This is a genomic window from Paenibacillus sp. MCAF9 (genome assembly GCF_052114265.1).
In the GTDB taxonomy this organism is placed as follows: Bacteria; Bacillota; Bacilli; order Paenibacillales; family Paenibacillaceae; genus Pristimantibacillus.
In genome coordinates, this window is the sequence record NZ_JBFREL010000001.1 from 96,191 (window position 1) to 119,362 (window position 23,172).

The 23,172-nt window shown below is 44.4% G+C and carries 23 protein-coding genes; 16 read left to right on the forward strand and 7 right to left on the reverse strand.

Translation table 11 applies throughout. The features are described from left to right. The first annotated feature begins 7 nt into the window (after nt 1-7). The 14 genes from AB4Z45_RS00445 (at nt 8) to AB4Z45_RS00510 (ending at nt 14,717) form a co-directional block, all read left to right on the forward strand. A complete protein-coding gene (locus AB4Z45_RS00445; protein WP_441907425.1) occupies nt 8-982 on the forward strand; it encodes a biotin--[acetyl-CoA-carboxylase] ligase in 975 nt (324 codons plus the stop codon). Between the two features lie 256 nt (nt 983-1,238). After that, nucleotides 1,239-2,150: a 3-methyl-2-oxobutanoate hydroxymethyltransferase gene (panB, locus tag AB4Z45_RS00450; protein ID WP_441907426.1), complete on the forward strand. Its 912-nt coding sequence runs from the start codon at nt 1,239-1,241 to the stop codon at nt 2,148-2,150. Then, nucleotides 2,147-3,097, forward strand: a complete 951-nt coding sequence (panC, locus tag AB4Z45_RS00455; protein ID WP_441907427.1) for a pantoate--beta-alanine ligase — start codon at nt 2,147-2,149, stop codon at nt 3,095-3,097. Before panB ends, panC begins: the two co-directional genes overlap by 4 nt. Further along, nucleotides 3,024-3,407 (forward strand): aspartate 1-decarboxylase, encoded by a 384-nt coding sequence (panD, locus tag AB4Z45_RS00460; RefSeq protein WP_441907428.1) that lies wholly within the window; start codon nt 3,024-3,026, stop codon nt 3,405-3,407. Before panC ends, panD begins: the two co-directional genes overlap by 74 nt. A gap of 122 nt (nt 3,408-3,529) precedes the next feature. Next, a complete protein-coding gene (locus AB4Z45_RS00465) occupies nt 3,530-4,243 on the forward strand; it encodes a hypothetical protein (RefSeq protein WP_441907429.1) in 714 nt (237 codons plus the stop codon). Nucleotides 4,244-4,259: 16 nt separating this feature from the next. Then, nucleotides 4,260-7,166: an ATP-dependent DNA helicase DinG gene (gene dinG / locus AB4Z45_RS00470; RefSeq protein WP_441907430.1), complete on the forward strand. Its 2,907-nt coding sequence runs from the start codon at nt 4,260-4,262 to the stop codon at nt 7,164-7,166. Next, nucleotides 7,163-7,819 (forward strand): redox-sensing transcriptional repressor Rex, encoded by a 657-nt coding sequence (locus tag AB4Z45_RS00475; RefSeq protein WP_076265706.1) that lies wholly within the window; start codon nt 7,163-7,165, stop codon nt 7,817-7,819. The genes dinG and AB4Z45_RS00475 overlap by 4 nt, the downstream gene beginning before the upstream one ends. Further along, nucleotides 7,800-9,101 carry an amidohydrolase gene (locus AB4Z45_RS00480; protein ID WP_441907431.1) on the forward strand — a complete coding sequence of 434 codons (1,302 nt, stop codon included), beginning with the start codon at nt 7,800-7,802 and terminating at the stop codon, nt 9,099-9,101. Before AB4Z45_RS00475 ends, AB4Z45_RS00480 begins: the two co-directional genes overlap by 20 nt. A 32-nt stretch (nt 9,102-9,133) precedes the next feature. After that, nucleotides 9,134-9,631 carry a cell wall elongation regulator TseB-like domain-containing protein gene (locus tag AB4Z45_RS00485; RefSeq protein ID WP_441907432.1) on the forward strand — a complete coding sequence of 166 codons (498 nt, stop codon included), beginning with the start codon at nt 9,134-9,136 and terminating at the stop codon, nt 9,629-9,631. A 114-nt stretch (nt 9,632-9,745) separates the two neighbouring features. Continuing rightward, nucleotides 9,746-10,276 (forward strand): hypothetical protein, encoded by a 531-nt coding sequence (locus AB4Z45_RS00490; RefSeq protein WP_441907433.1) that lies wholly within the window; start codon nt 9,746-9,748, stop codon nt 10,274-10,276. 1 nt (nt 10,277) lies between these two features. Further along, nucleotides 10,278-11,771: an AAA family ATPase gene (locus AB4Z45_RS00495; protein ID WP_441907434.1), complete on the forward strand. Its 1,494-nt coding sequence runs from the start codon at nt 10,278-10,280 to the stop codon at nt 11,769-11,771. A gap of 87 nt (nt 11,772-11,858) precedes the next feature. Continuing rightward, nucleotides 11,859-12,794, forward strand: coding sequence for a 3-hydroxyacyl-CoA dehydrogenase family protein (locus AB4Z45_RS00500; RefSeq protein WP_441907435.1), 936 nt, complete (start codon nt 11,859-11,861; stop codon nt 12,792-12,794). Then, nucleotides 12,795-14,015, forward strand: a complete 1,221-nt coding sequence (locus AB4Z45_RS00505) for an acetate kinase (protein ID WP_339202846.1) — start codon at nt 12,795-12,797, stop codon at nt 14,013-14,015. Between the two features lie 21 nt (nt 14,016-14,036). Beyond that, nucleotides 14,037-14,717 (forward strand): DnaD domain protein, encoded by a 681-nt coding sequence (locus AB4Z45_RS00510; RefSeq protein ID WP_441907436.1) that lies wholly within the window; start codon nt 14,037-14,039, stop codon nt 14,715-14,717. A 53-nt stretch (nt 14,718-14,770) separates the two neighbouring features. Here the strand turns inward: AB4Z45_RS00510 and AB4Z45_RS00515 are convergent, their stop codons facing one another. Further along, complete coding sequence (locus AB4Z45_RS00515; RefSeq protein ID WP_441907835.1) at nt 14,771-15,802, reverse strand: MerR family transcriptional regulator; 1,032 nt, start codon at nt 15,800-15,802, stop codon at nt 14,771-14,773. A gap of 245 nt (nt 15,803-16,047) precedes the next feature. Here AB4Z45_RS00515 and AB4Z45_RS00520 point away from each other — a divergent pair, with 245 nt between their 5' ends. Together AB4Z45_RS00520 and AB4Z45_RS00525 are read left to right on the forward strand one after the other, a co-directional pair. Continuing rightward, nucleotides 16,048-16,692: a Type 1 glutamine amidotransferase-like domain-containing protein gene (locus AB4Z45_RS00520; RefSeq protein ID WP_441907437.1), complete on the forward strand. Its 645-nt coding sequence runs from the start codon at nt 16,048-16,050 to the stop codon at nt 16,690-16,692. Between the two features lie 117 nt (nt 16,693-16,809). Beyond that, the gene (locus tag AB4Z45_RS00525) at nt 16,810-17,091 is read left to right on the forward strand and encodes a helix-turn-helix domain-containing protein (protein ID WP_441907438.1); all 282 of its coding nucleotides are present in this window, start codon (nt 16,810-16,812) and stop codon (nt 17,089-17,091) included. A gap of 189 nt (nt 17,092-17,280) precedes the next feature. On the opposite strand, the gene mtnB is transcribed toward AB4Z45_RS00525, so the two are convergent. From mtnB to proB, 6 genes are read right to left on the reverse strand one after another with little or no spacing between them, the layout of a single operon-like run. Then, a complete protein-coding gene (gene mtnB, locus AB4Z45_RS00530) occupies nt 17,281-17,934 on the reverse strand; it encodes a methylthioribulose 1-phosphate dehydratase (RefSeq protein WP_441907439.1) in 654 nt (217 codons plus the stop codon). Beyond that, on the reverse strand, nt 17,931-18,605 hold the full coding sequence (locus AB4Z45_RS00535; RefSeq protein WP_441907836.1) for a 2-hydroxy-3-keto-5-methylthiopentenyl-1-phosphate phosphatase: 675 nt from the start codon (nt 18,603-18,605) through the stop codon (nt 17,931-17,933). The genes mtnB and AB4Z45_RS00535 overlap by 4 nt, the downstream gene beginning before the upstream one ends. A gap of 8 nt (nt 18,606-18,613) precedes the next feature. After that, complete coding sequence (locus tag AB4Z45_RS00540; protein ID WP_441907440.1) at nt 18,614-19,843, reverse strand: 2,3-diketo-5-methylthiopentyl-1-phosphate enolase; 1,230 nt, start codon at nt 19,841-19,843, stop codon at nt 18,614-18,616. Further along, nucleotides 19,840-20,709, reverse strand: coding sequence for a pyrroline-5-carboxylate reductase (gene proC / locus AB4Z45_RS00545; protein WP_441907441.1), 870 nt, complete (start codon nt 20,707-20,709; stop codon nt 19,840-19,842). Before proC ends, AB4Z45_RS00540 begins: the two co-directional genes overlap by 4 nt. Before the next feature lie 52 nt (nt 20,710-20,761). After that, nucleotides 20,762-22,012: a glutamate-5-semialdehyde dehydrogenase gene (locus AB4Z45_RS00550; protein ID WP_441907442.1), complete on the reverse strand. Its 1,251-nt coding sequence runs from the start codon at nt 22,010-22,012 to the stop codon at nt 20,762-20,764. A 16-nt stretch (nt 22,013-22,028) separates the two neighbouring features. Then, a complete protein-coding gene (gene proB / locus AB4Z45_RS00555; RefSeq protein WP_441907837.1) occupies nt 22,029-23,135 on the reverse strand; it encodes a glutamate 5-kinase in 1,107 nt (368 codons plus the stop codon). Between the last annotated feature and the right edge of the window lie 37 nt (nt 23,136-23,172).

Genomic DNA, 23,172 nt, shown 5'->3' on the forward strand with positions numbered 1-23,172 from the left:
CGCGCAGATGAATCAGGAGCTCTTGCTTCAATTGTTTGTAGACAAACCAGGTGAATATGTGTCAGGAGAAAACATTAGCCAAGAGCTCGGCGTCAGCAGAACGGCGATATGGAAGCATATTCGCAAGCTTGAAGCGGCAGGTTATCAATTTGAAGCTTCAAGACGGCTTGGTTATCGACTTCTAAGCATACCGGACATGCTGTCTGTAGAGAAACTTGAAAATCAGCTGCAAGGCAACATATTTGGACAGCATATTCATTATTTTGAAACGGTGGAATCCACTCAAAATCTTGCTCGCGCTGCAGCAGAAGAAGGCGCCTTGGAGGGTACTTTATTTGTTGCTGAGCAGCAGGTTAAAGGCCGCGGCCGCATGGGACGAGGATGGATTTCGCCGCGCGGCAAAGGTATTTGGATGAGCATGGTGCTGCGTCCTTCCGTACCGATTCATTTTGCACCGCAGCTTACCTTATTGACAGCGGTAGCGTTATGCCGCAGCCTGAAGCGTTTAACTGGGCTTCCGATTGGAATTAAATGGCCAAATGATTTGCTGATTGAAGGTAAAAAAATTAGCGGTATTTTGCTTGAATCAGCCGCAGAGGACGAAAGACTTCGATATGTTATTGCAGGGATAGGCATTAGCGTAAATCTCGAAGAAGCTGATTACCCAGTGGAATTGCTGGAGAAAGCAACATCACTTCGCATCAGCGGTCAGCAGAAATGGTCAAGAGAAGAAGTTATTGCTGATTTTCTGAAGGAATGGGAGCAGTTGTATTTCCTATATCAGGAGCAAGGCTTTAGCCCGATTGTAACGTTATGGGAAGCTTTGTCCGTATCTTTGGGCAAAACGGTGCGCCTTACAACACCACAAGGCGAATTGGTTGGAATTCCGATTGGACTAGAAGAGAGCGGCGCTATTCGCATTCAACTGGAGGACGGCTCCATTAAGCCTGTTTTCTCTGCAGAGATGGGCGAACCTCTATAACGCATTACAAGTCGTTTACGTAATGAAGAAAGTTTGGTAAACTAAAGTCATCAGGCGGTATTCTAAGGAAGCTGCACTGATGATAAAAAATACGATGTAAATGGTTGGGAATGCACACTCTGCTCTGAGCCGTAGGGACCGAGACAGAAGGAAGCACAACAAGCAAACGTTTCCTTTTCAGTTTGGGGACCTTTTTGGCAGCGGCTAAAAGGTTTTTTTGTGTTTATCCTATCATTGAACGGGAGGATGAAAGCTGATGAGGAAACGACTGACGATTACAAAAATTAAGAAGATGAAGCAGGACCGCAATGCGATTTCCGTTTTGACAGCTTACGATTATCCTTCAGCCAAGCTTGCTGAAGAAGCTGGAATTGATGTCATTTTGGTTGGTGATTCACTCGGGAACGTTGTACTTGGATATGAGACTACCATCCCAGTAACCATTGATGACATTGTTTATCATACAAGAGCAGTTGCTAGGGGTGCCCAGCAAACGTTTATCGTTGCTGATATGCCCTTCATGACTTATGGCATTGGACGTGAAGCAACACTGCGCAATGCAGCGAAAATTATGCAAGAAGGCGGTGCTCAGGCTGTAAAGCTGGAGGGCGGCGTTGAAATTGCATCTGATGTATCCGCGCTTGTCAAAGCAGGCATCCCTGTTATGGGGCATATTGGCCTGACGCCACAATCGGTTCATCAGCTTGGCGGGTACAAAGTTCAAGGTAAATTAGATGCCGAAGTGGAGCAGCTAGTGAAAGATGCGAAGGCGCTGGAAGAAGCAGGTGCTTTCAGTATCGTTCTTGAACTAGTAACTGAACCAATCGCTACGATGATCAGCGAAATGCTTTCCATTCCGATTATCGGAATTGGCGCAGGTCGCGGCTGCGATGGCCAAGTGCTTGTATATCATGATATTTTGCAATATTCATCTCCTTATTTTGAGAAAAAATTCGTAAAAACCTATGCAGATATTGGAACAACCATTAGAAATGCGATCCAATCTTATGTGGATGATGTAAAAACGGGCCAGTTTCCTAAAGAAGAGCATGTGTTTAATGCACAACCTGCCCATATTCCTTCTTTGTATGGCGGCTCCTCTGAGAGCAGCAATCTTAACATAACTGAAAATAAGGACCTCGCGAATAAGGAGGTCAAATTGAAATGATCATTTGCCGCACGAAAGCTGAGCTAAAGCAGCAGTTAACTGCTGTGCGCAAGGAAAATAAAAGCATTGGTTTTGTGCCAACTATGGGTTATTTGCATGAAGGTCACGCTTCCTTAATGCGCCAAGCACATGCCGAAAATGATACCGCTGTGCTTAGCATATTTGTTAATCCACTGCAATTCGGACCTAATGAAGATTTGGATCGGTATCCGCGAGATGAGAAGCGTGATTTTGCGCTTGCAGAAGAATGCGGGATCGACATCGTGTTTATTCCTTCCGTTCAAGAAATGTATCCGAATAAGCCGCTGACAATGGTCATTGTCAATCAGGTAACGGATCGTTTATGCGGCGCTTCCAGACCTGGACATTTTGACGGGGTGGGAACGGTAGTGAGCAAGCTGTTTCATTTGGTTGCTCCTGATCGTGCTTATTTTGGCATGAAGGATGCTCAGCAGGTTGCTGTCATTCAGCAAATGGTTGGAGATCTTAATTTTCCAGTGGAAATCGTGCCAAGTCCTATCGTTCGAGAACCGGATGGTCTTGCTTTAAGCTCAAGAAACGTATTTCTTAATGCGGAGCAGCGTGAGCAGGCAGTCGTATTGTCCAAAACGCTGCAGCAGGCTTCTGATTGGATGAATGAGCCTGATATGACGGCTGAGCGGCTGGAGGCTAAAGTGAAGCTGCAATTGGTGAAAGCGAGTGAAGCTGTAATTGATTATGTGGAGCTGCTTCACTATCCATCCCTGCAGGTGCTGGATGCAAAAGTTTTATTAAGTACGATTCAGCAACCGTTAATTTTGGCATTAGCTGTAAAGTTTGGCGCAACAAGGCTTATAGATAATCGGATATTACAGACAGCGGAGGTGAACCAGCATGTTCAGAACGATGATGAAATCCAAGTTGCACCGGGCAACAGTAACGGAAGCGAACCTGAATTATGTCGGTAGCATTACAATAGATGAAGATTTGATGGATGCGGCTAACATATGGGAAAATGAAAAGGTTCAAATCGTTAACAATAATAATGGTGCTCGCTTTGAGACTTATGTCATAACAGGTGAACGCGGATCTGGTGTAATTTGCTTAAATGGCGCAGCCGCTAGACAAGTTCAGCCAGGTGACCAAGTGATTATCATTTCTTATGCGATGATGACTGACGCTGATGCAAAAGCACACAAACCGATTGTAACGATTTTGGATGGGAACAATCGACCCTTGACCATTTTAAACGAAGAGCTGCACGCAACAATCCTGTAATTTGATCTTTCACTACGTTAATCCCTGTATTATGTAACGAATGGGATGCTGTATGAAAAGCGGCGTTGAAACAAAAAATGAACATAACACTCCTTAATTCTTTGGCGAAGGCGGGATGCGGTATGTTCCAGCATATGTTTTCATCCATGAACGAAATGCTTGATCAAATTATTGAACAGTACGATGGTGCAGGTGCAAGTGAAAAGCAGCAGTTCGAACAGCAAATGCTTGAGCTCAAAAAAGTAAGTGATACATTTATTGAACAATGGCTTGAATTTGAAGAGAAGTTTTCTGAGTTCAAGGAGCAGCAAGGCGATCAAGCAGCAGTATCGCAAGTTCAGGAACAAGCCCCAGAAGGGGCGGTTCAATCAAGTGTGCCTGTAAGTATCGCAGTCAGCAGTCCAGCTTCAGATTTTGAAATTTCGGACGAGCTTGCTGCGGTCATCTCCAAAGGACAAGGTTACTACAAGCTATTTATGTTTTCGCAAGCAGCAGTGCAATTTCAAACGGCTATTTTACAATCGCCGGAATGTAATTTGGCTAGACTGTTTTTGGGCATGACTCAGATGCACCTCCAGAACTGGAGTGAAGCTCAGCGGCATTTTCAATTGCTGATTGTATTGACGGACTTCCCCAAATGGCTTGCAATGGGCTATAATGCGCTAGGATGCATTCAAGCGGTGCAAATGAATTTGGCACAAGCAGAGCAATTATTTATGAAAGCTTATGAGGTCTGTCCCAGCTTCAAGGATCCGTTAAACAATTTGAAATCATGTCAAGAAACACCCAAGCACTTATCGTTATATTTCGGAAGCACGGAGCTGTGCTGTTTGTGAGAGGATCGGGGAATAAATGAAATTTGCAGTATTGGATTTAGAAACGACGGGACACAGCTCGGATGATGATATTTTGCAGGTTGGGCTAGTCATCGTTTCAGAGGAGCTTGAAATTATCGATACGTATAGCTCCTTTGTTCGACCTAATATCCCGATACCGGCCTTCATTACACAATTAACAGGCATAGATGAAACGGTCGTTGCGGATGCTCCAACTCTCAAAGAGGTTATTGCAGGGCTGGTTCCGTTATTGGATGATGCCGTTTTGGTCGCTCATAACGTTGGTTTTGACGCCGGTTTTTTAAACCAAGCATTAGCACGATGTGGTCGGCGCCCTTTTGCAGGCCGCAGGCTGGATACCATTGAATTATTACGAATTTTATATCCTACAATTAATACGTATCAGCTTGGAGCTGTTTCTGAGCTCTTTGGAATACCGCATGATCAACATCACCGCGCGGACAGCGATGCAAATGCAACTGCGCTATTGCTAATTGAAACGGTAAAAAAGCTTCGCAAATTGCCGCTGCTTACTTTGCAGCGGCTTTCCACGCTTGTAGATGACGGCAGCGATTTGAGCTGGTTTATTAAGCATACCGGGCAGCAGATGGAATATAGTACTGTATTCGAATCGAATGAATATGACTATTTTAATCAATTTGCATTGAAGGTTCGCGAATGGAGCGATGAACAGCCTCCGCGTTCAGGCGGTACAAGTGTGCTGCCATTAACGGATGTTTCATTTGACAATTATTTAGCTGATGTTAGACAACGTTTCGAACAGAAATTTGAGAATTATGAGGAAAGAGAAGCGCAGGTAGCCATGTTTCAAGAGGTGTACAGCGCTCTAAATCAGAATCAGCATTTACTTATAGAAGCAGGTACAGGCACAGGGAAGTCGCTTGGTTATCTAATTCCTGCGCTTTATTATGGCATTCAAAACGGCAAAAAAGTTGTCGTTAGTACGCATACAATCAATTTGCAGGAGCAGCTTCGTCAACGCGATTTGCCATTGCTTGAGGAAATACTGCCATTTGAGTTTAGAGCTTCGATCTTTAAAGGCAGAGGGAATTACTTATGCTTGCGCAAATTTGAAGGTAAAATCAACACAAAAGATCTTGTATCGCCGATTGAGGATACAGTTACAGCTGCTCAAATGGTCGTATGGCTTGGGGAAACAGAAACTGGCGATCAGGAAGAGCTTAACTTCGGCAACAAGGGTGCTGAGTTTTGGTCTACGGTAGCGAGCGATACGGATTCATGCCTGAATCGAGCTTGTCCTTGGTTCAAAAGATGTTTTTATCATCGCGCGAAGCATGAAGCAAACATTGCTGATGTTACGATAACGAATCATTCAATGTTATTTACTGATGTTCAAGCAGATCATCGTTTATTGCCTTCCTATACTCATCTCATTATTGATGAAGCACATCATGTGGAAGAGGTTGCCGGCAAGCATCTAGGTATGCAAGTTAACTACTTCTCTTTGACGCAGGCTGTTCTTCGGCTTTATAAAGATGCGCGCTCTGGATTATTGCCTGGGCTTCGCCAGAAGCTTATGTATGAGGATGACGCACATCAAGCTTCCTGGTTGGAGACGATTGATACCGTTATTCCTATTTTCCAAGAAATTAAGGAGCATTGGGATAAGCTGTTTGAAATGTTTTATAGCTTTACTTCAACTTCATCGGATGGACCAACCGAGAATGGTCAGTCGGTATGCCGGCTTAAGAAAAACGAGCTTCCAGCAGGCTGGGAGGACGGCGTTACGGTTGAAGGAAATATCCACACTGAACTTAACCGAGTCATTCGAACCGTCGATAAAATGGTTACCGATATTAAAGACCGTGTTGACGATTCCGGTGTTCAAGCGATAATAACGGATTTAAATGGCGCGGTACGTGATTTATCACGTCTTAAGGATGAGCTTAGAACGTTTATCACCTTAGAGCTTGCGGACTCTGTGTTTTGGATCGAGGCAAGCAGTGTATACCGCTACAGATCTGTACAGTTATACGGTGTCCCAGTAGATGTAAGCGCTCAGCTGCAAAAATATTTTTTTGATGTCAAAGAAAGTATCGTATTAACCTCTGCGACGTTATCTGTGCAAAAATCTTTTCAATACGCAGAGGAGCAGCTTGGGTTAACTGGATACGAACAGCAGGGCAGGCTTAAAACTGTTCAATTGCCTTCACCGTTTAATTACCGGGAACAGGCATTAGTTGTCATTCCGCGCAACTTCCCAGTACTCAAGGGAGCAGCTGTAGATGACACCTATTTGGATATGCTTGTAAAATCGCTTTCTGATGCTGCAAAGGAAACGAAGGGCAGAATGCTAGTGCTGTTCACGTCCTATCGCATGCTGAGGCAGGTCTACGAGCCGCTTAAAGAGCTTTTAAGCGTTGCAGGTATTCAAGTGCTCGGACAAGGAATAGACAGCGGCAATCGCACGAAGCTTACAAGACGTTTCCGTCAAACGCCAGAGTCCGTTTTACTTGGCACGAGCAGCTTCTGGGAAGGTGTAGATATACCCGGAGAAGCTCTGATTTGCCTTGCCATCGTTCGTTTGCCATTCCAACCGCCTAACCATCCCTTAGTAGAAGCAAAAGCTGAGATGCTGCAGCGGCAGAAACAAAATCCTTTTATGAAATTGTCGATTCCCCAAGCCGTCATTCGCTTTAAACAAGGCTTTGGGCGTCTAGTAAGGACTTCACAAGACAAAGGGATCGTAATCATATATGATACAAGAGTAATCGACACTTACTACGGTAAACACTTCTTATATTCACTGCCAGGACCAAAAATCGAAACGATGCATATGGATCAAATGGTCGTACGAATGAGAGAATGGTTAACGGATGAATACGCAGCATTGCCGCAGGAAAATCAAGCTGTGTCCAGCGAAGAGGAGGAAAAACGATGAAGCAAACGAAAATATCGGAGGCTGTCGTCAGAAGGCTTCCCGTTTATTTGCAAGTACTAAATGAAATGCTTAATCGTGAGATTCAGACCATTTCTTCGCAGGATTTAGGCACAAAGCTTGATTTAAATCCTGCTCAGATTCGTAAAGATCTCGCTTATTTCGGAGAGTTTGGACGGAAGGGCGTAGGCTACGATGTTGTATATTTAATTGAGAAGATACGTCAAATTTTGAAGGTTGATCAGACGATAAAGGTTGCGTTGGTTGGAGCGGGCAATCTAGGTCATGCCTTATGCAATTACAATAAATATTCCAAGGATAATATGCAGATTACGGCCGTGTTCGATGTACATCCGAGCAAAATCGGAACGAGCATTAATAATTTGATTGTAATGCCGATGAGTGAGCTTGCTGCAACGGTTGCAGAGCAAAATATTCGAATCGGCATCATTACCGTTCCAGCATTTGAAGCACAAAATGTAGCTAATCAATTTGTCGAAGCAGGCATAGAAGGAATATTGAATTTTGCCCCTGCTATTCTACGAGTACCGGATGAAATGCGAATACATAATGCTGATTTCACAAGGGAATTGCTTAGCTTAGCTTATTATTTAGCCAAAGAGGGAGAGACGCAGGATGAGTCAGATTTGGATTGAAAATGGTTTGTTTATAACGATGGATGACGAAAATCCATCATTTAGAGGACATATGGTTGTATCCGATGATCGGATTAGTTATATAGGTACGGCTGTTCCTGAGCAGCTTTCTGACACGGTGCAAAAAATAGACGGCAGCAAGCTGGCTTTTATGCCAGGACTTATTAATACTCACGGACATGCAGCGATGAGCTTGCTTCGCGGATATTCAGATGATCAAAATTTGCAGGTTTGGCTGGAACAGAAAATGTGGCCAATGGAAGGCAAATATGTTGATCAAGATACACGTGCAGGAAGTGCTCTAGCGATCGTTGAAATGCTGAAATCAGGTACAACAGCTTTTGTTGATATGTATGATCGTATGGATCAAGTTGCTCAAATGGTTGAGCAAAGCGGTATCCGAGGTGTTTTGACCAGAGGAGTTATCGGACTATGCCCTCCCGATGTACAAGAAGCAAAGCTTGCTGAAGCAATTGCTTTTGCTCGTGATTGGAACGGGAAAGCCGATGGACGCATAACTACAATGATTTCTCCACACGCGCCTTATACATGTCCACCAGCGTATATTGAACGTTTTGTACAAGCAGCTCATGATTTTGATTTGCCTTTGCACACGCATATGTCGGAAACGATACCTGAAGTTGAGCAAAACGTGCGTGATTATGGACTTCGTCCGGTCGAACATTTGGATCGTTTAGGCTTCTTTTCACGTCCTGCTCTTGTAGCGCATGCCGTACATCTGAATGATGCTGAGATCGAGTTGCTTGCTGCTAAAGGAGTTGCGGTTTCACATAATCCTGTAAGTAATCTTAAGCTTGCTAGCGGCATTGCACGCGTTCCTGATTTGATTCGCGCAGGTGTTACGGTATCGCTTGGAACAGATAGTGTGGCAAGCAACAACAATCTTGATTTATTTGAGGAAATTCGATTTGCAGCTTTGCTTCATAAAGGTGTTTCTGAAGATCCTACTGCTATCCCTGCTTTGGAAGCATTGAAGCTTGGTACAGTGAATGGGGCAAAATCTATTTGGCAAGAGAAGAGCCTTGGTAGTCTAAAAGTAGGCATGAAGGCAGATTTCATCGCAATTGATATTGAACAGCCGCATTTCTACCCTCAGACGGATATCGTATCACATCTGGTCTACTCAGGTTCAGGCCGCGATGTGCGGCATGTATGGATTGATGGAAGACAAGTATTGAAAAACGGCGAATGCACTTGGCTCGATGAGGAGAAAATTCGTTACGAGGCACAAGCGAGCTTTGATCGCTTGCTGCAAGCTTAATGCGAGCAACAGCAAGGAAACGAAAGCCGTTTATGACACTTAAGCGATGGTTGTTGTTAATTACAGCATTCCTCTTGCTGCTTCTAACCGTTTCTTTTATCTATTTCCGTGAAGTTCAGTCGCCTGAGTGGACAGCAATTAATGCGGCGAAGGAACAAGCGACTAAAGCAGCTGATCTTATGGAGATAGAAAAGGTACATCATCATATATGGCAAAAAAACAGTTGGGTCGTTGAAGGCATTAATCAACAAGATGAACATGTATACGTATGGCTGACTGAGGAGCAACAACCAGTTATCATGAAAGCGACGGAAGGCATTTCTGAGAAGTCACTCAAAGATAATTTCATCAGCAAGAGGCCATTGGCAGAAATAAAGAGAATTCAGCCGGGTCTGCTTGATGACAAAACGGTGTGGGAGATCTATTATAATGACGGTGAAAAGCCTGATCATTACCGATATGATTTCTACCGTTTTGATGACGGTGCATTCATTGATTCTTATACGTTACCAGCAAAAACGGGGCCATAAGGCTCCGTTTCCTTTTATTGATGGACGATTCTTGCATAATTTCATGATATACTTTCGTATAGCGGAATTGATATACGGAGTGTTCAAAAATTTATTGCAGGAGGGATTTTCATAATGATGAGACCACGTGTGATACCAATCGTGATTACTGCTGCAATTTCCGCTTCCGTTTTGTTCGGAGGCTGGGCTGTATATAATCAAGTGGCTGTAGCAGCTCCATTAGAGAAAGTTACAAAAGGCATTCAAGGTATTGTTTCTTCAGAAAAACCAGTTATGGATCGCAATAAAGTAGCTATTTCTCTTGAATTAACGCCGGATGCGAATCTCCGGGACATCTATGAAACTATTGCAGCTAACGGAAAAGATGTAGTTGGCGACCGTAAGCTTGAGCTTAATATAGAAGAAAAATCGAATAAGCAGCTTGAAGATCTGTGGTATGCTTCCATGTTTGAAGTTGCAGAGGCGATGGAGCGCAAAACCTATTCTCATATTCCAGATGCGATGAAAGAAGCTGCAAAATCCATGAAAGATGTCACCGTGACGACTGAAATGGATGATACGAATGTGTATATTACGATTAAAAATAATGAAGCGGTGAAATATATCGTCCTGCCACGCACGCCAAACCAATTGGAGGCATGGTAATATGATGAAATATGGCAAAGAAATTGCGATAGGCTTACTTCCTGTACTTGTTGCTTTTTTTATATATATTGGACAAAATGTTGTTCCCATCGTATTGCTGGGCGTATTAGGCTTTGCCGTAGTTTATGCAGCACGAGGCAGAGGCAAGCTGACCGCGTTGTCTAGCCAGAAGCGGCGTTCTGAGGAGAAAATGACACCACTCACCTTTGAGGAAATCGGAGGTCAGGAGCGTGCCAAGCAGGAGCTTGTAGAGGCGCTTGATTTTCTCGTTCATCAAGAACAAATTGCTAAGCTTGGCATTCGGCCGTTAAAAGGCATCTTGCTGTCTGGCCCTCCAGGAACAGGAAAGACGCTGCTTGCTAAGGCAGCTGCTCAATATACTGATTCGATTTATTTGGCTGCATCCGGCAGTGAGTTTGTAGAAATGTATGTCGGTGTAGGCGCAGGACGTATTCGCGACCTATTCAAAGAGGCGCGTACAAAAGCGAATAAAGCGAAAAAAAGCAGCGCTGTTATTTTTATTGATGAGATTGAAGTCATTGGCGGCAAACGAGATGGCGGTCAGCAGCGCGAATACGATCAAACCTTGAATCAGCTATTAACCGAGATGGACGGTATTTATGCAAATGAATCACCGCGCATTTTGTTAATTGCGGCTACTAACCGTAAGGAAATGCTCGATAGCGCATTGCTCCGTCCAGGCCGTTTTGACAGGCACATCGGTGTTGAACTTCCTGATAAAAAGGGCAGATTGCATATTTTGAACATCCATGCGAAAAATAAGCCTATCCGCTCAGGCGTGAACTTAGAACGCATTGCGAGTGAATCCTTTGGTTTCTCCGGTGCACAGCTAGAGAGCGTCATGAATGAAGCGGCGATTTATGCGATGCGTGAGAGCAGTGAAACCATCGCTGAACAGCATTTATCGATGGCTATTGATAAAGTTATGATGGGTGAAAAAACGGATCGTGAGGCATCAAAAGAAGAGCGTGAACGGATTGCGCTTCATGAGCTCGGACATGCAATTATGGCAGAACTAATGCGTCCAGGCAGCGTGTCACAGGTTGCTTTGTCTCCGCGCGGTCAAGCGTTAGGCTATGTTCGTCACAATCCGCAGCAGGATCAATATTTGTACACAAAACAGTTCCTTAACGGTCAAATTATGATTGCGTTAGGCGGAGCAGCTGCTGAGGAAATGTTTTATGGTGATCGGAGCACTGGATCAAGAGGTGACTTCGAACAATCGATGAATATCGTCAAAACGTTAGTGGAATCGGGATTGACTGATCTTGGCATTATTGATTCTTCGATGATGACAAAAGATGGATGGGCAAGCATCAATCGAACCATTTTGGATGAGCTGATGCTGCAAACAAAAGGTCTGCTTGAGTCGAATAGAGAAGTGTTTATCAAGTCTCTTCAGACGCTTCTGCGTGAGGAAACATTGAGCGGAGACGAGTTTAGAAAGCTCTTTTCTTCCAATACAGCAGCATGAAGCGTTTACAATATTACAATTTGAAGGCGGAGTTGTCGTCCGCCTTCTTTTTTTGATGAAATTCGTTATAATAAGATTGAACTATCTTTGCAGAGAAAACTTCTATTATGTTTTAAGAAGAATTCTCCCCACACTAAAGGAGCTAATACATTGCATATCAAAACAGTTGGAGTTGTAGGAGTAGGCACGATGGGTCAAGGGATCGCGGAAATGCTGGCCTCCAAAGGATTGGATGTTATCATTATCGAGCGTTCGGATGATCGCCTAGATTATGGTAAACAAATGATTGAAGTAAGCTTGGATAAACAAATCGAGAAGTGGGCGCTCACGAATTCCGAGAAGAAGCTGATTATGAATAGAATAGAGGCGACAACAAGCTACGAGAAGTTAGCGGATTGTGAGCTTGTTATTGAAACGATAACTGAAGATTTGGAATTGAAAAAAGCTGTATTTGAAAAGATTGATAAAATTTGCGGTCCAAATGTTATTTTAGCGAGCAATACATCTACTCTAAGCTTAACTGAGCTAGCCAGCTTTACGAAGCAGCCGAGCCGCGTAATCGGCATGCACTTTATTTATCCAGTATTCAAAATTGATCTGGTGGAAATTGTTCGCGGCCTTAAGACATCAGAAGAAACATTTCTGCGTACGAAACATTTTGTGGAAGAGGTTATTCACAAAAAAGGAGTTATGGTATTTGAATCTCCTGGTTTCGTAACTACACGACTCATTTGCTTATTTATAAACGAAGCCTTGCATGTACTCGAGGAAGGGGTCGCGTCGGCTGAGGATATTGACAGCGCAATGCGTATCGGCTATTCCTTCCAGCATGGACCTTTCGAGATGTGTGATCGTTTCGGTCTCGATTCCGTGTTGGCAGCCCTTGAGAGAATGTTCCGCGAGTATGGCGAGCTGAAATACCGTCCTTCGATCGTGCTGAAAAAAATGGTGCGCGCTGGACATCTCGGAGCCAAATCAGGAATCGGCTTCTTCAAATATGATATGGATGGGGATCGGATTTAAATGAAAGTACTCGTAATTAATGCAGGAAGCTCCTCTTTAAAATATCAGCTATACAACATGCGTGACGAATCAGTTCTGGCAAGTGGACGCGTGGAACGGATCGGAATGGATTCTTCGATTGTTACTCATGAACCAGTTGACAAGCCCGAGGTTCGTAAAGTTAGTGAAATATTGGATCATGTTGCTGCTGTTAAGCAGGTTATCAATATGCTTACCAACCCGGAGTTCGGAGCGATCGCTAATCTGAACGAAATCGAAGCTGTTGGCCATCGTATCGTTCATGGCGGCGAGGCATTTAGCAGCTCAGTGCTTGTAACACAAGAGGTTAAGCTCGAGATTCGTCGATTGTTTGATTTGGCGCCGCTTCATAACCCAGCTCATATGATGGGTATTTTGGCGGTAGAAACAAATTTGCCTGATGTACCTCAAGCGGTAGTATTCGATACGGCATTCCATCAAAGCATGCCGAATACATCGTATTTATATCCAATTCCTACTGTGCTTTACCGTCGTCACAAGGTTCGCAGATATGGTTTTCATGGAACGTCTCATTCCTATGTGAGCGCACATGCAGCCGAGTATTTGCAAAAACCATTGGAGTCAATCAAAATGATTACTTGCCACATCGGAAACGGCGCAAGCTGTACAGCCATTTTGAACGGCAAGTCCTTTGATACAAGTATGGGAATGACTCCACTTGAAGGTCTTATGATGGGTACCCGGAGCGGAGATATTGATCCAGCGATCGTGCCATTTGTTATGAACAAAGAGGAATTGACTTTAAATGAAGTAAATTCTATGCTGAACAAACATAGCGGTATGCTTGCTATTTCCGGTATTAGCAGTGATATGCGCGAGGTAACAGAGGCGATGCTGGAAGGCGACAAAAACGCAAAGCTTGCTTTTGACATGTATGCTTACCGAGTTAGAAAATATATTGGCGCATATGCTGCGGCGATGAACGGTGTAGATACGATTGTGTTTACTGCTGGAGTAGGAGAAAATTCTGTCGCTCTACGCAAAGCGATATGCGAAGGCATTTCATTCTTGGGTATTGAGCTAGATGAAGAGCGCAATTCAGAGCGTCGCAAAGATATTCGTGAGATTACGACGGACAGCTCACGCATTAAAGTTTTAGTTGTTCCTACGAATGAGGAGCTTCTCATCGCAAGAGACACGTATAACTTGGTTAAGCAAAAGGATACGTCTGCACAGGCGTAGTCGTATAGGAGGCAGCTGGCAGTGAACAACGAGATATGGAAAGCTTACTCGCATGGTATGGCTGCTGCGTTGCAGGAAGGCGGCGTTTATGTATCGGCGATGCTGCTGCGAACATACCGCCAGCTGGAATTGTCGGATACAGAAGCGATGCTGCTTCTGCAAATCATGGTCTATATGGAAGCGGACATGAATGATTTCCCAACGCCAGAGCAATTGGCTGAGCGGATGGGCCTGAGTGTTAGAGAAGTTGGACAATCCCTTGGCCGGCTGATGAAAGAAGATTTTCTTACGATTGACGAGTACGTTGACAGTTCTACGGGGATGCAGTCAGAGCGTTATAACTGGACAGGCTGGCTGCTTAAGGCAGCTGCGTTAACCGCGGAGCAGAAGCGTGAATCGCGGAAGGCAGAGCGTCAGCCAGTCAAGCAGCAAGCGGCGCCATCATCAGACTTATTCAGTGTATTCGAGCAAGAGTTTGGACGCTTATTATCTCCGATAGAATGCGAGACGATTACAGGCTGGCTTGATCATGATCGATATACAGACGAAATTATTCGTTTTGCTCTAAAAGAAGCCGTCTTTGCGGGCAAGCTTAGCTTGCGTTATATTGATCGGATACTTATCGAGTGGAGCCGCAATCGTGTAACGAATGCAGACGAGGCTCGCGCACATGCGCAAAAATTTCGTGGAGGAAGAGGCTAAGCCATGCGGCTTAGCTCTTTTTTTATGTAAAAGGGTCACATTATTGTACATAGCTAAGGTTTGATCGCGTAGAGTAATCCAACATATGGGGTAAGCTGGTTGATGACAGTGGAATATCCACGTTTGTTGAACCAGTTCAGATGTTCGGATACAGAGGAAAGATGCCAGTTAGGCGGTATGGAAAGCTTTGTTTCTATCTCTTCAGAATGTATTTTATCATCGGCAACCACGTCCTCATCCATTAACCCCGTAATCACAAGCCGTCCCCCATTTATTAAAACGCGGTCCATTTCTTCTAGTGCCAGAAGCTGTTGTGACCGATTCAAGTGATGCATTGCAAAGCTGCAGCCTATAAAAGAATAACTGTATGGCGCGAGAGGCAGTGCGAGCAAATTGCCTTGTTTTGCATCAATGGCAGGGAGCCTTTCTCTTATGATCGAGAGCATTTCAGTCGATTGCTCAACAACGGTAAGCTTCGTGCCGGCCGCAGCTAGCATGCTGGAGAGATTGCCGCTGCCTGCTCCTATTTCTAAGCCAAGCTCATCAAACCGCGGATCAAGCCATTCAACGGTTCTCAGCAGTGCCATATTGTATTGCTCCTCCGAAAGAATACCGCTAAGTGTAATGATAGGTGCTTTATATCCGTGCTGAATCGCTATCTCATCGTAATTCCATTGATCGCTCCAAGAGGTTCGCGATAGCCGATTTTGTTTAATTTCTTCAGCGGCCAGCTCTGCTTGTGTCAGTTCAGCTGCTCCTTTTCTGTGCCATGCCGAAATCGTTTCATCAAGCGCTTGCAGCGCTTTTGTTGCTGTGATCCATTGCTCATACAGCAATGCACGAGCGCCATCCACACTTCGAATAAAAGCGTCCGGCTCATTGATCACGTTTAGAGCATCTTGTATTGCAGATACGGATAAGCCCAATTCTCTTAGCGATATGATCCAGCGGAGCCGAATGAAGTCCTCAAAGGAATAGTCGCGATATTTATTCTCTATTGCTTTATATGGATGAATTAGACCTTTTTCTTCATAAAAACGCAGTGTACGCGGCGTGACACCGAGTTGTTTTGCTGCTTCATGCACCTTCAATAGAGCCACCTCCTCTTGCCATTATGAACGTTCACGTTACGTTAAAGTCAATATAGTTGATTCCGTTTTTATGTTAAATGAAGAATTTAACATGATTGTTATAGACAACAAATTGTTCCGAGTTTACTCATATAAGCAGATAATTATGGTAAAACATTTAAAAAATAGTTTATAGTTAGGTTACGATAAAAGTGATTCGACTAAATCTCGCTGAAGCATTAACTACAAGGAGGATATTTATGTCAGATAAACATTTATTTTTGTTTGGCGGTGGAGCGCCATTCAATGAAAGCTTAGCAAAAAAATTTGGAGCTCTGGCATCAAAAGGGTTAAGCAAAGTTGTTATCTTATTTATTGAGCAAGAGGGTTGGCAAGAATACATGACGAAATATACCGATCAAATAGGATTTCATGATGTTGATCAGTTTGTGTATTTCGCCTTGGATGCATCACCATCAACCGATTTATTGGAACAGCTTCAATCAGCTACAGGAGTGATTATAAGCGGCGGCGATACCGAGCGTTATCGAGATTATATCGTGGAAACAAAGCTCGGCACAACAATAAAAGCATTATACACAGAAGGCGTGCCAGTTGCAGGTTTTTCGGCTGGCGCCTTAATCAGTCCTAATGTATGTGTAATTCCGCCCATCGACAACAGTGCGAATGAGCACCTTTTTCTCAAAGGTCTAGGATTAATAAATCATTGCGTCATTAGTGCGCATTTTTCAAAATGGGATGAAGAAAAGAACTTATTGGCTGCACTTTCCAAAACCAACTTGTCAACGGGTTATGGGATAGATGATGCTTCTGGCATTTATTTTAAAAATGAACGGATATCAGAGACGGCGGGGCAAGTTTATTTTTATTATGGAAAAGAGTGAGTGTGTTTACAACGAAGGAGGAAGATTGTTATTTCAAACGGTAAATCAATGATAGCAGCAAGCTTTATTCTCGGAGTATCTTTTATACTGGGCTGTATGTTTTTGGAGAAATACGAAGTGCCTAATAAAGAGCAGTCCGACATTACGATAAGCGCTGAAAAACCTTTGCTAACGATAGAAGAAGCAGCAGATTATATGCAATTATCGGTAAACGAAATTAAGCAAATTATACATTCAGAGCAAATTCAGCTGACTACTGCAGGATCCTTTTCTGGCGTTATGTTCCCCTACATAAAAATTAGTGAAAAATTTTATATTAGCAAAAATGAGTTAATGGTTTGGATTAATGAAACGTCGAGAGAAAGACGGGAGTATGCTGCTGGAACAGTTATCCAATAACAGTTAATTGGTAAGGGAAGAGCGAGGAATGCCTATCGTTCAGGAGGAGTTATCATTTTGAAATCATGTTTTTAGGGGGGAATAAGTTAGCTGGAAAACCTCCCGCTAATCAGCGCTTTGAAACATAAAAAGTGCTGATTAACGGGAGAAAGTCCTTCTAAACAATGTAACGATCAAGCTGGAAAATGCTTAAGCTTTACCACGCTGCAGCATTTCCAAACGATATACGTATTCAAAAATAAATTCAAATGCTTCAAGATGGCGTTTTGCCTCAAATGCGTTTGCTCCCCAAGCATAAATGCCATGCTTCCGCAGCACGATGCCAGGTATGTTTTTCACGATACGCTCCGTTATTTCTGGTACGATAGAAGGGATATGTGCAAAGTTGGAAACGATTGGAATATCGATGTGTGCTTCCTCGTCCCAAATGTTAAAGCCCTTGATCAGCTCAACGCCATCTACCGGCACAGACTTGCGATCCCAGAAATACTCTGAGATTACGCTGTTAAATACGGTATGCACGTGGAAAATAGCGCCAGCCCCAGTTAATTTGTAAATTTCACAATGGATCAGTGTTTCAGCGGATGGTTTTAAGCGTGTTGTTTCACATGGCTTCCCATCTTGATCAACAAACAAATAATCCTCTGGTGTATGAATCGTTTTGTCCTTACCGCTTGCCGTAATAGCGAATTGAAATTCATCGGGGTTATAATCGCCTACACGGATCGATAAATTGCCGCTGGTGCCAGGGAACCAGCCGCGTGAAGCGAACAGCTCCTTAACGTCGCGAAGTTCAGATAAAGCGCGCTGTTTGTCTTCTAAAGCAATTTGCTCAAAACTCATTTTGTTGACTTCCTTTCAGCATTCATAGTGTTGATAATATCGTGGAATGTTTCGTATTCGTGATGCGGCAGTCCGAGCTCCTTGCATTTCACCGTTAGGTGGGAGCGGGAATAGACAATATCAGCCAGCTTAGCACCTTCAAAGTCGGTTACGCTGTCGCCAATAATGATGCGCTCGAATTGCTCTTCAGGGAAACGACGCATAATGGTTGTTTTACACATGCCGCAGTTGTTGGTGCAATGAGCATCACACGGATTTGGCCACAAAATCTCAATTTGCTCTCCGCTGAAATCACTGCCATTGCAATAAATATGATCTTTTGGTATGTCGAAAGCTTCAAGAATAGGATAAACAAAAAAATCAATGCCGCCGCTAGTTACGTAAAAATCAAGCTGCTGCTCTTTGCAATAGTTTAGAAATTCAGCGAAGCCTTCGCGAATGCGTACATTGGAAATACTGAAATCGATAACTTCTTTCTGCATAGAAGCAGGAAGGAGGCGGAACATTTGTCCAACGCCATCCATAATTGAAATCTCTTGCGCAATCGTTCGCTCTGCAATGTTTTCCCAGCCTGCTGGGTTAAAATGTTTAATAATTGCGATAATGTTGTCATTAACGGTAATCGTTCCATCAAAATCACAAAACACGATGCGTTTCTTAGTTGTATTCATTTCAGTCATTATTCTTTGATCCCCCATGCTTCAATTGCTGCCAACAGCGCTTCATTGCCCGGTTGCTCAGCGGCATTGCGAAGAGGTACTCCATTTAATGTTGCTGTAATCGCTTGACGGAATGCTTGTCCGCCAGCTGCAGTTCCCATGGCATGACCATGAATACCCCCGCCAGCATTTACAACCACGTCGGTACCGAAATCTTTTAGAATGAGAGGCACCAGTCCAGGATGAATGCCAGCCGATGGTACAGGGAAGCTCGTTTTCAGCCCGTGAAGCGGCGCTAGCAAAGCTTCCTTAACCGCTAAATTCTCTTCCTTTGGCATAACAACCGAGCCGTAAGGTGAAGGGAAGAGCACAAGATCGGCACCTGCAAGACGCATTAACTTCCCAAGAAGAAGAGAAGCGCTAATGCCATAATGAGGCGATGGGTACATCGCTCCAGCCATTGCAGGGTGAGCTGCTATAGGGATATTAATGGATTTGTCACTGCTAAGCTCATGAAGCACATCATAGCCGTAAGCTAGAACGTTAAATAAAAGCGCGTTGGCGCCGGCGTCAATCGCTTTTCGAGCATTCGCAGCAAGAGCTGAGGTAGGCCCTGTCAAGTTAACGGCGTAAAGCAGCTTTTGGCCGGTCTCTGCTTCAGCGCGACGCGCTGCATCCATACAAGCTTCGACACGTTTCTCAAGAGGGGTAAGCGGGTTTTCAAATAGGATTTCATCATCCTTGATTAAGTCCACACCGCCAAGCGCTTGCTTATAGAACTGATCTTGAAGATTGGCTAGATCGTATCCGACAACGGATTTGAAAATACTCATTAGCAGCGGGCGATCATGTACGCCAAGCAAATCGCGAACACCGTTTAGTCCAAACTTAGGTCCTGGGAAAGCAGATGCAAAATCTTCAGAAATGTCGAGATCCATAAGCTTGATTTTGCCGTCCATGGACAGCTTGCCGAATACAGTTACTAGCAAAGCAGGGAGGTCTCGGCTAAAGTTGATGTCTGGGTAAGCAATTCGAATGTCGGCATAGCGCTCACCGGGAACTGCATTTTCTGGCTCATGGACAGTAACGGACAATACTTTTCCAAGATGCTTTTCCATATTCGCCTTTTGCGCTTCAGGAAGCTCAGTCCAGCTGCCGACGGTTAAGCCAACAGCGATCGAAAGCGCCTTTTTATTGAAATCCGCTCGATCATCATAAGAACGATACGTTGCGATACAAACTCCAGTCATTCGTTAATGCTCCTCTCGATAGCTTCTCCAAGCTCGCCTGCACGTTCTGCTGAGCGGTGGATAGCTTTCTTGATTGTTTCTGAAAAATGATTTTCGGCCATCAGCTCAAGAGCTGCCTGCGTTGTCCCATTTGGTGATGTGACCTTGCGCCGCAGCTCTGCTGGCTCTTCGCCGGTATGACGAACCATTTCCGCTGCGCCAAGAACCGTCTGAACGACAAGCTCCTTTGCTGATGTCTCGGAAAAGCCTAGTTTGATTGCAGTATCGATCATCGACTCCATAAAGTAATAGACATAAGCTGGGCCGCTGCCAGATACGCCTGTGACGGCCTGCTGAAGTGATTCGTCTACAATTGCATTTATTCCAACAGAGCTGAAAATCGCTTCTGTAAGAGCTTTTTGCGAAGTGGTCACAATATCTGAATAACTAATTCCAGTTGCTCCAAGCCCAATTGTGCTAGATGTGTTCGGCATCGCGCGTACGACAGACGCTTGCCCACCAAGCAGCTGCTCGATTGCTTTGATCGATAACCCGGCAATGACCGATATAATAAGCTGTTTAGAAGAAATGAACGGCTTAATGGATGCGATCGCTTCAGCAGCATCCTTAGGTTTCATGGCTAGAAAAATAATGTCTGCCTCTTTTAAATAAGCTTCATTAGAGGAGCCTTGCACGATGGTTTGTATACCGTATAGCTCATTTAGCTCAGAGAGCCGATCTTTATTTTGTCGATTGAGCATTGAAATTTGATTAGGTGCAATGAGGTTTTTATTAATTAGACCTCGTGCAATGGCTTCCGCCATCGAACCGGCACCATAGAAGCAAATTTGCTGACTGGCAATTGCAGTTTGTGTAAGCTGTGTCATGAAGTATTCCTCCGTTGTTCCATTGATATTGGACTGAATTCGTCCTGCTAGCCTAGCCCCGTATTTGTCCAGTTCCATAAACTAGATATTTAGTAGAAGTCAATGCAGGCAAACCCATTGGACCGCGTGCGTGAAGCTTTTGTGTACTAATGCCGATTTCAGCTCCGAACCCGAATTCAAATCCGTCGGTAAAGCGAGTAGAGGCGTTATGATAAACGGCAGCCGCATCAACATCTTGAATAAATCGCTCAGCGTTTTCGGAGTTTTCGGTCACAATACATTCGGAATGTTTTGTACTGAAACGGCGAATATGTGCAAGAGCGGCGTCAAGATCTGAAACGACGCGGATATTCATAATGTAATCATTGTATTCTGTACTATAGTCCTCATCCGTTGCTGGTTTGATGCCTGTGAGAAGGGAAGCCGTTCTTTCGCAGCCGCGGAGCTCAACACCTGCTTGAACAAAACGATCAGCAAGCGCGGATAAATGCTGATCTGCAAAAGCTTCGTGAACGAGCAATGTTTCCATGGAATTGCAAACCGATGGCCGTTGTACTTTGGCGTTAAAGGCAATCTCGACTGCCATCGTATAGTCAGCGCTAGCATCTATGAAGGTATGGCAAATACCAGCTCCTGTTTCGATGACCGGTACAGTGGCATTATCAACGACATTTCGAATAAGCGATGCGCCTCCACGAGGAATGACAACATCAAGCAAGCCATTAAGCTTCAGCATTTCGTTAACCGAGGCACGATCTGAATCCTCTATTAACTGAATGGCATCAGCTGGCATTGCCGTATTTGAAAGAGCATTTTTTAATACCTCTACGATTTTACGATTTGACTCGATAGCAGCTGATCCGCCGCGAAGCACGACGCAGTTGCCCGTTTTTAAACATAAGCCAGCCGCATCGACTGTAACATTCGGACGAGCTTCATAGATCATGCCAATGACGCCGATTGGAACTCTGATCTTATTTACTTTTAGTCCGTTAGGACGATCGAAATGCTCAAGCAGCTCACCAACAGGGTCCGGAAGCTCAACAATTTGTCTAAGTCCTTCAGCAATGGATGCTACACGATCTTTATTTAAAGCAAGTCGATCGAGCATGGAAGGGCTTGTGCCTTGCTCGCGGCCTCGTTGCAGGTCAAGCTCATTTGCAGTAATAATTGCGTTAGTCTCGGCGATTAATGCATCAGCCATACGAGTAAGAGCTGTATTTTTTTGTTCTGTAGACAAACGATTCATAATGGCAGTTGCATCTTGAGCTAAAGTTGCTTTTGTTCTCACTTCACTGATCATAGCGGAATCCCCCTTATTATTTTAATGTAATCCATTCGTCTCGATGAATAAATTCGATACGGGATACATCGACTCTACGTTTAACTTCTTCAGTAGTAAGGCCGGCCACAGCTTGAATTTGCTCTGCTGCATAATTGACAACGCCTCTGCCAATGGTTTGGCCTTGTGGATTAATGACTTCGACGACATCTCCGGAATGGAAATCGCCTTGAATTTCTTTTACGCCGGCAGGGAGGAGGCTTTTGCCGCCTTCAAGCAAGGCTTGAACAGCGCCTTCATCTACAAAAACCTTGCCTAGCGGCATAGAGTGAAAGCCAAGCCATTGCTTCTTCATCGGAAGGCTGTTCAGCTTCGTATCGAAATATGTACCGCGGCCATTGCCTTCCACAGCTAGCTTCAGATCGCCTTCTTGCTGCACCTTACCGATAAAAGCATGTACGCCGCCGCGCATGGCGATGCGTGCTGCTTCGATTTTGGAACGCATGCCGCCTGTTCCGACGGAAGAGCCAGCTCCGCCTGCGAGCTTCATAATATCTTCGGATATTTGATCGACGCGCTCGATCTTGACCGCTTGCGGATTTTTACGAGGGTCCTCTGTGTATAAGCCATCCATATCGGTAATGATGATCAGCTGTGAAGCTTTCGTCATCGCTGCGACAAGCGCTGATAAGCTGTCGTTATCTCCGAATTTAGGAACAAGCTCGTCGGTTGCCACCGTATCGTTTTCGTTAATAATCGGTATGATGCCAAGCCGCAGAAGCTCTTCGATTGTCATAAGTGCATTTTGAATGCGGCGGCGATTGGAGAAATCCGCACGCGTAAGCAAAATTTGTGCAGCTACTATGCCATAACCGTTGAAGGCTTCTTGATAGGCTTGCATAAGCAGCGCTTGCCCTACAGCAGCGGCTGCTTGTTTTTCATGAACGATTTTTGGCTTTGCGGCATAACCGATTTGACGAAAGCCAGCTGCAACAGCACCTGAAGTTACGAGCATCACGCCATTTCCTTTTTTATGCAAGGAAGCGAGCTCTGATGCGAAATATTGAATACGCTCGCGGTTTAGACCGCCTTCTTCCGAGGTAAGCGAGCTGCTGCCAATCTTTACGACAATACGTTCCGTCATCATTAATCCCATCCTATGCTTGTTTGGTGACAACAAA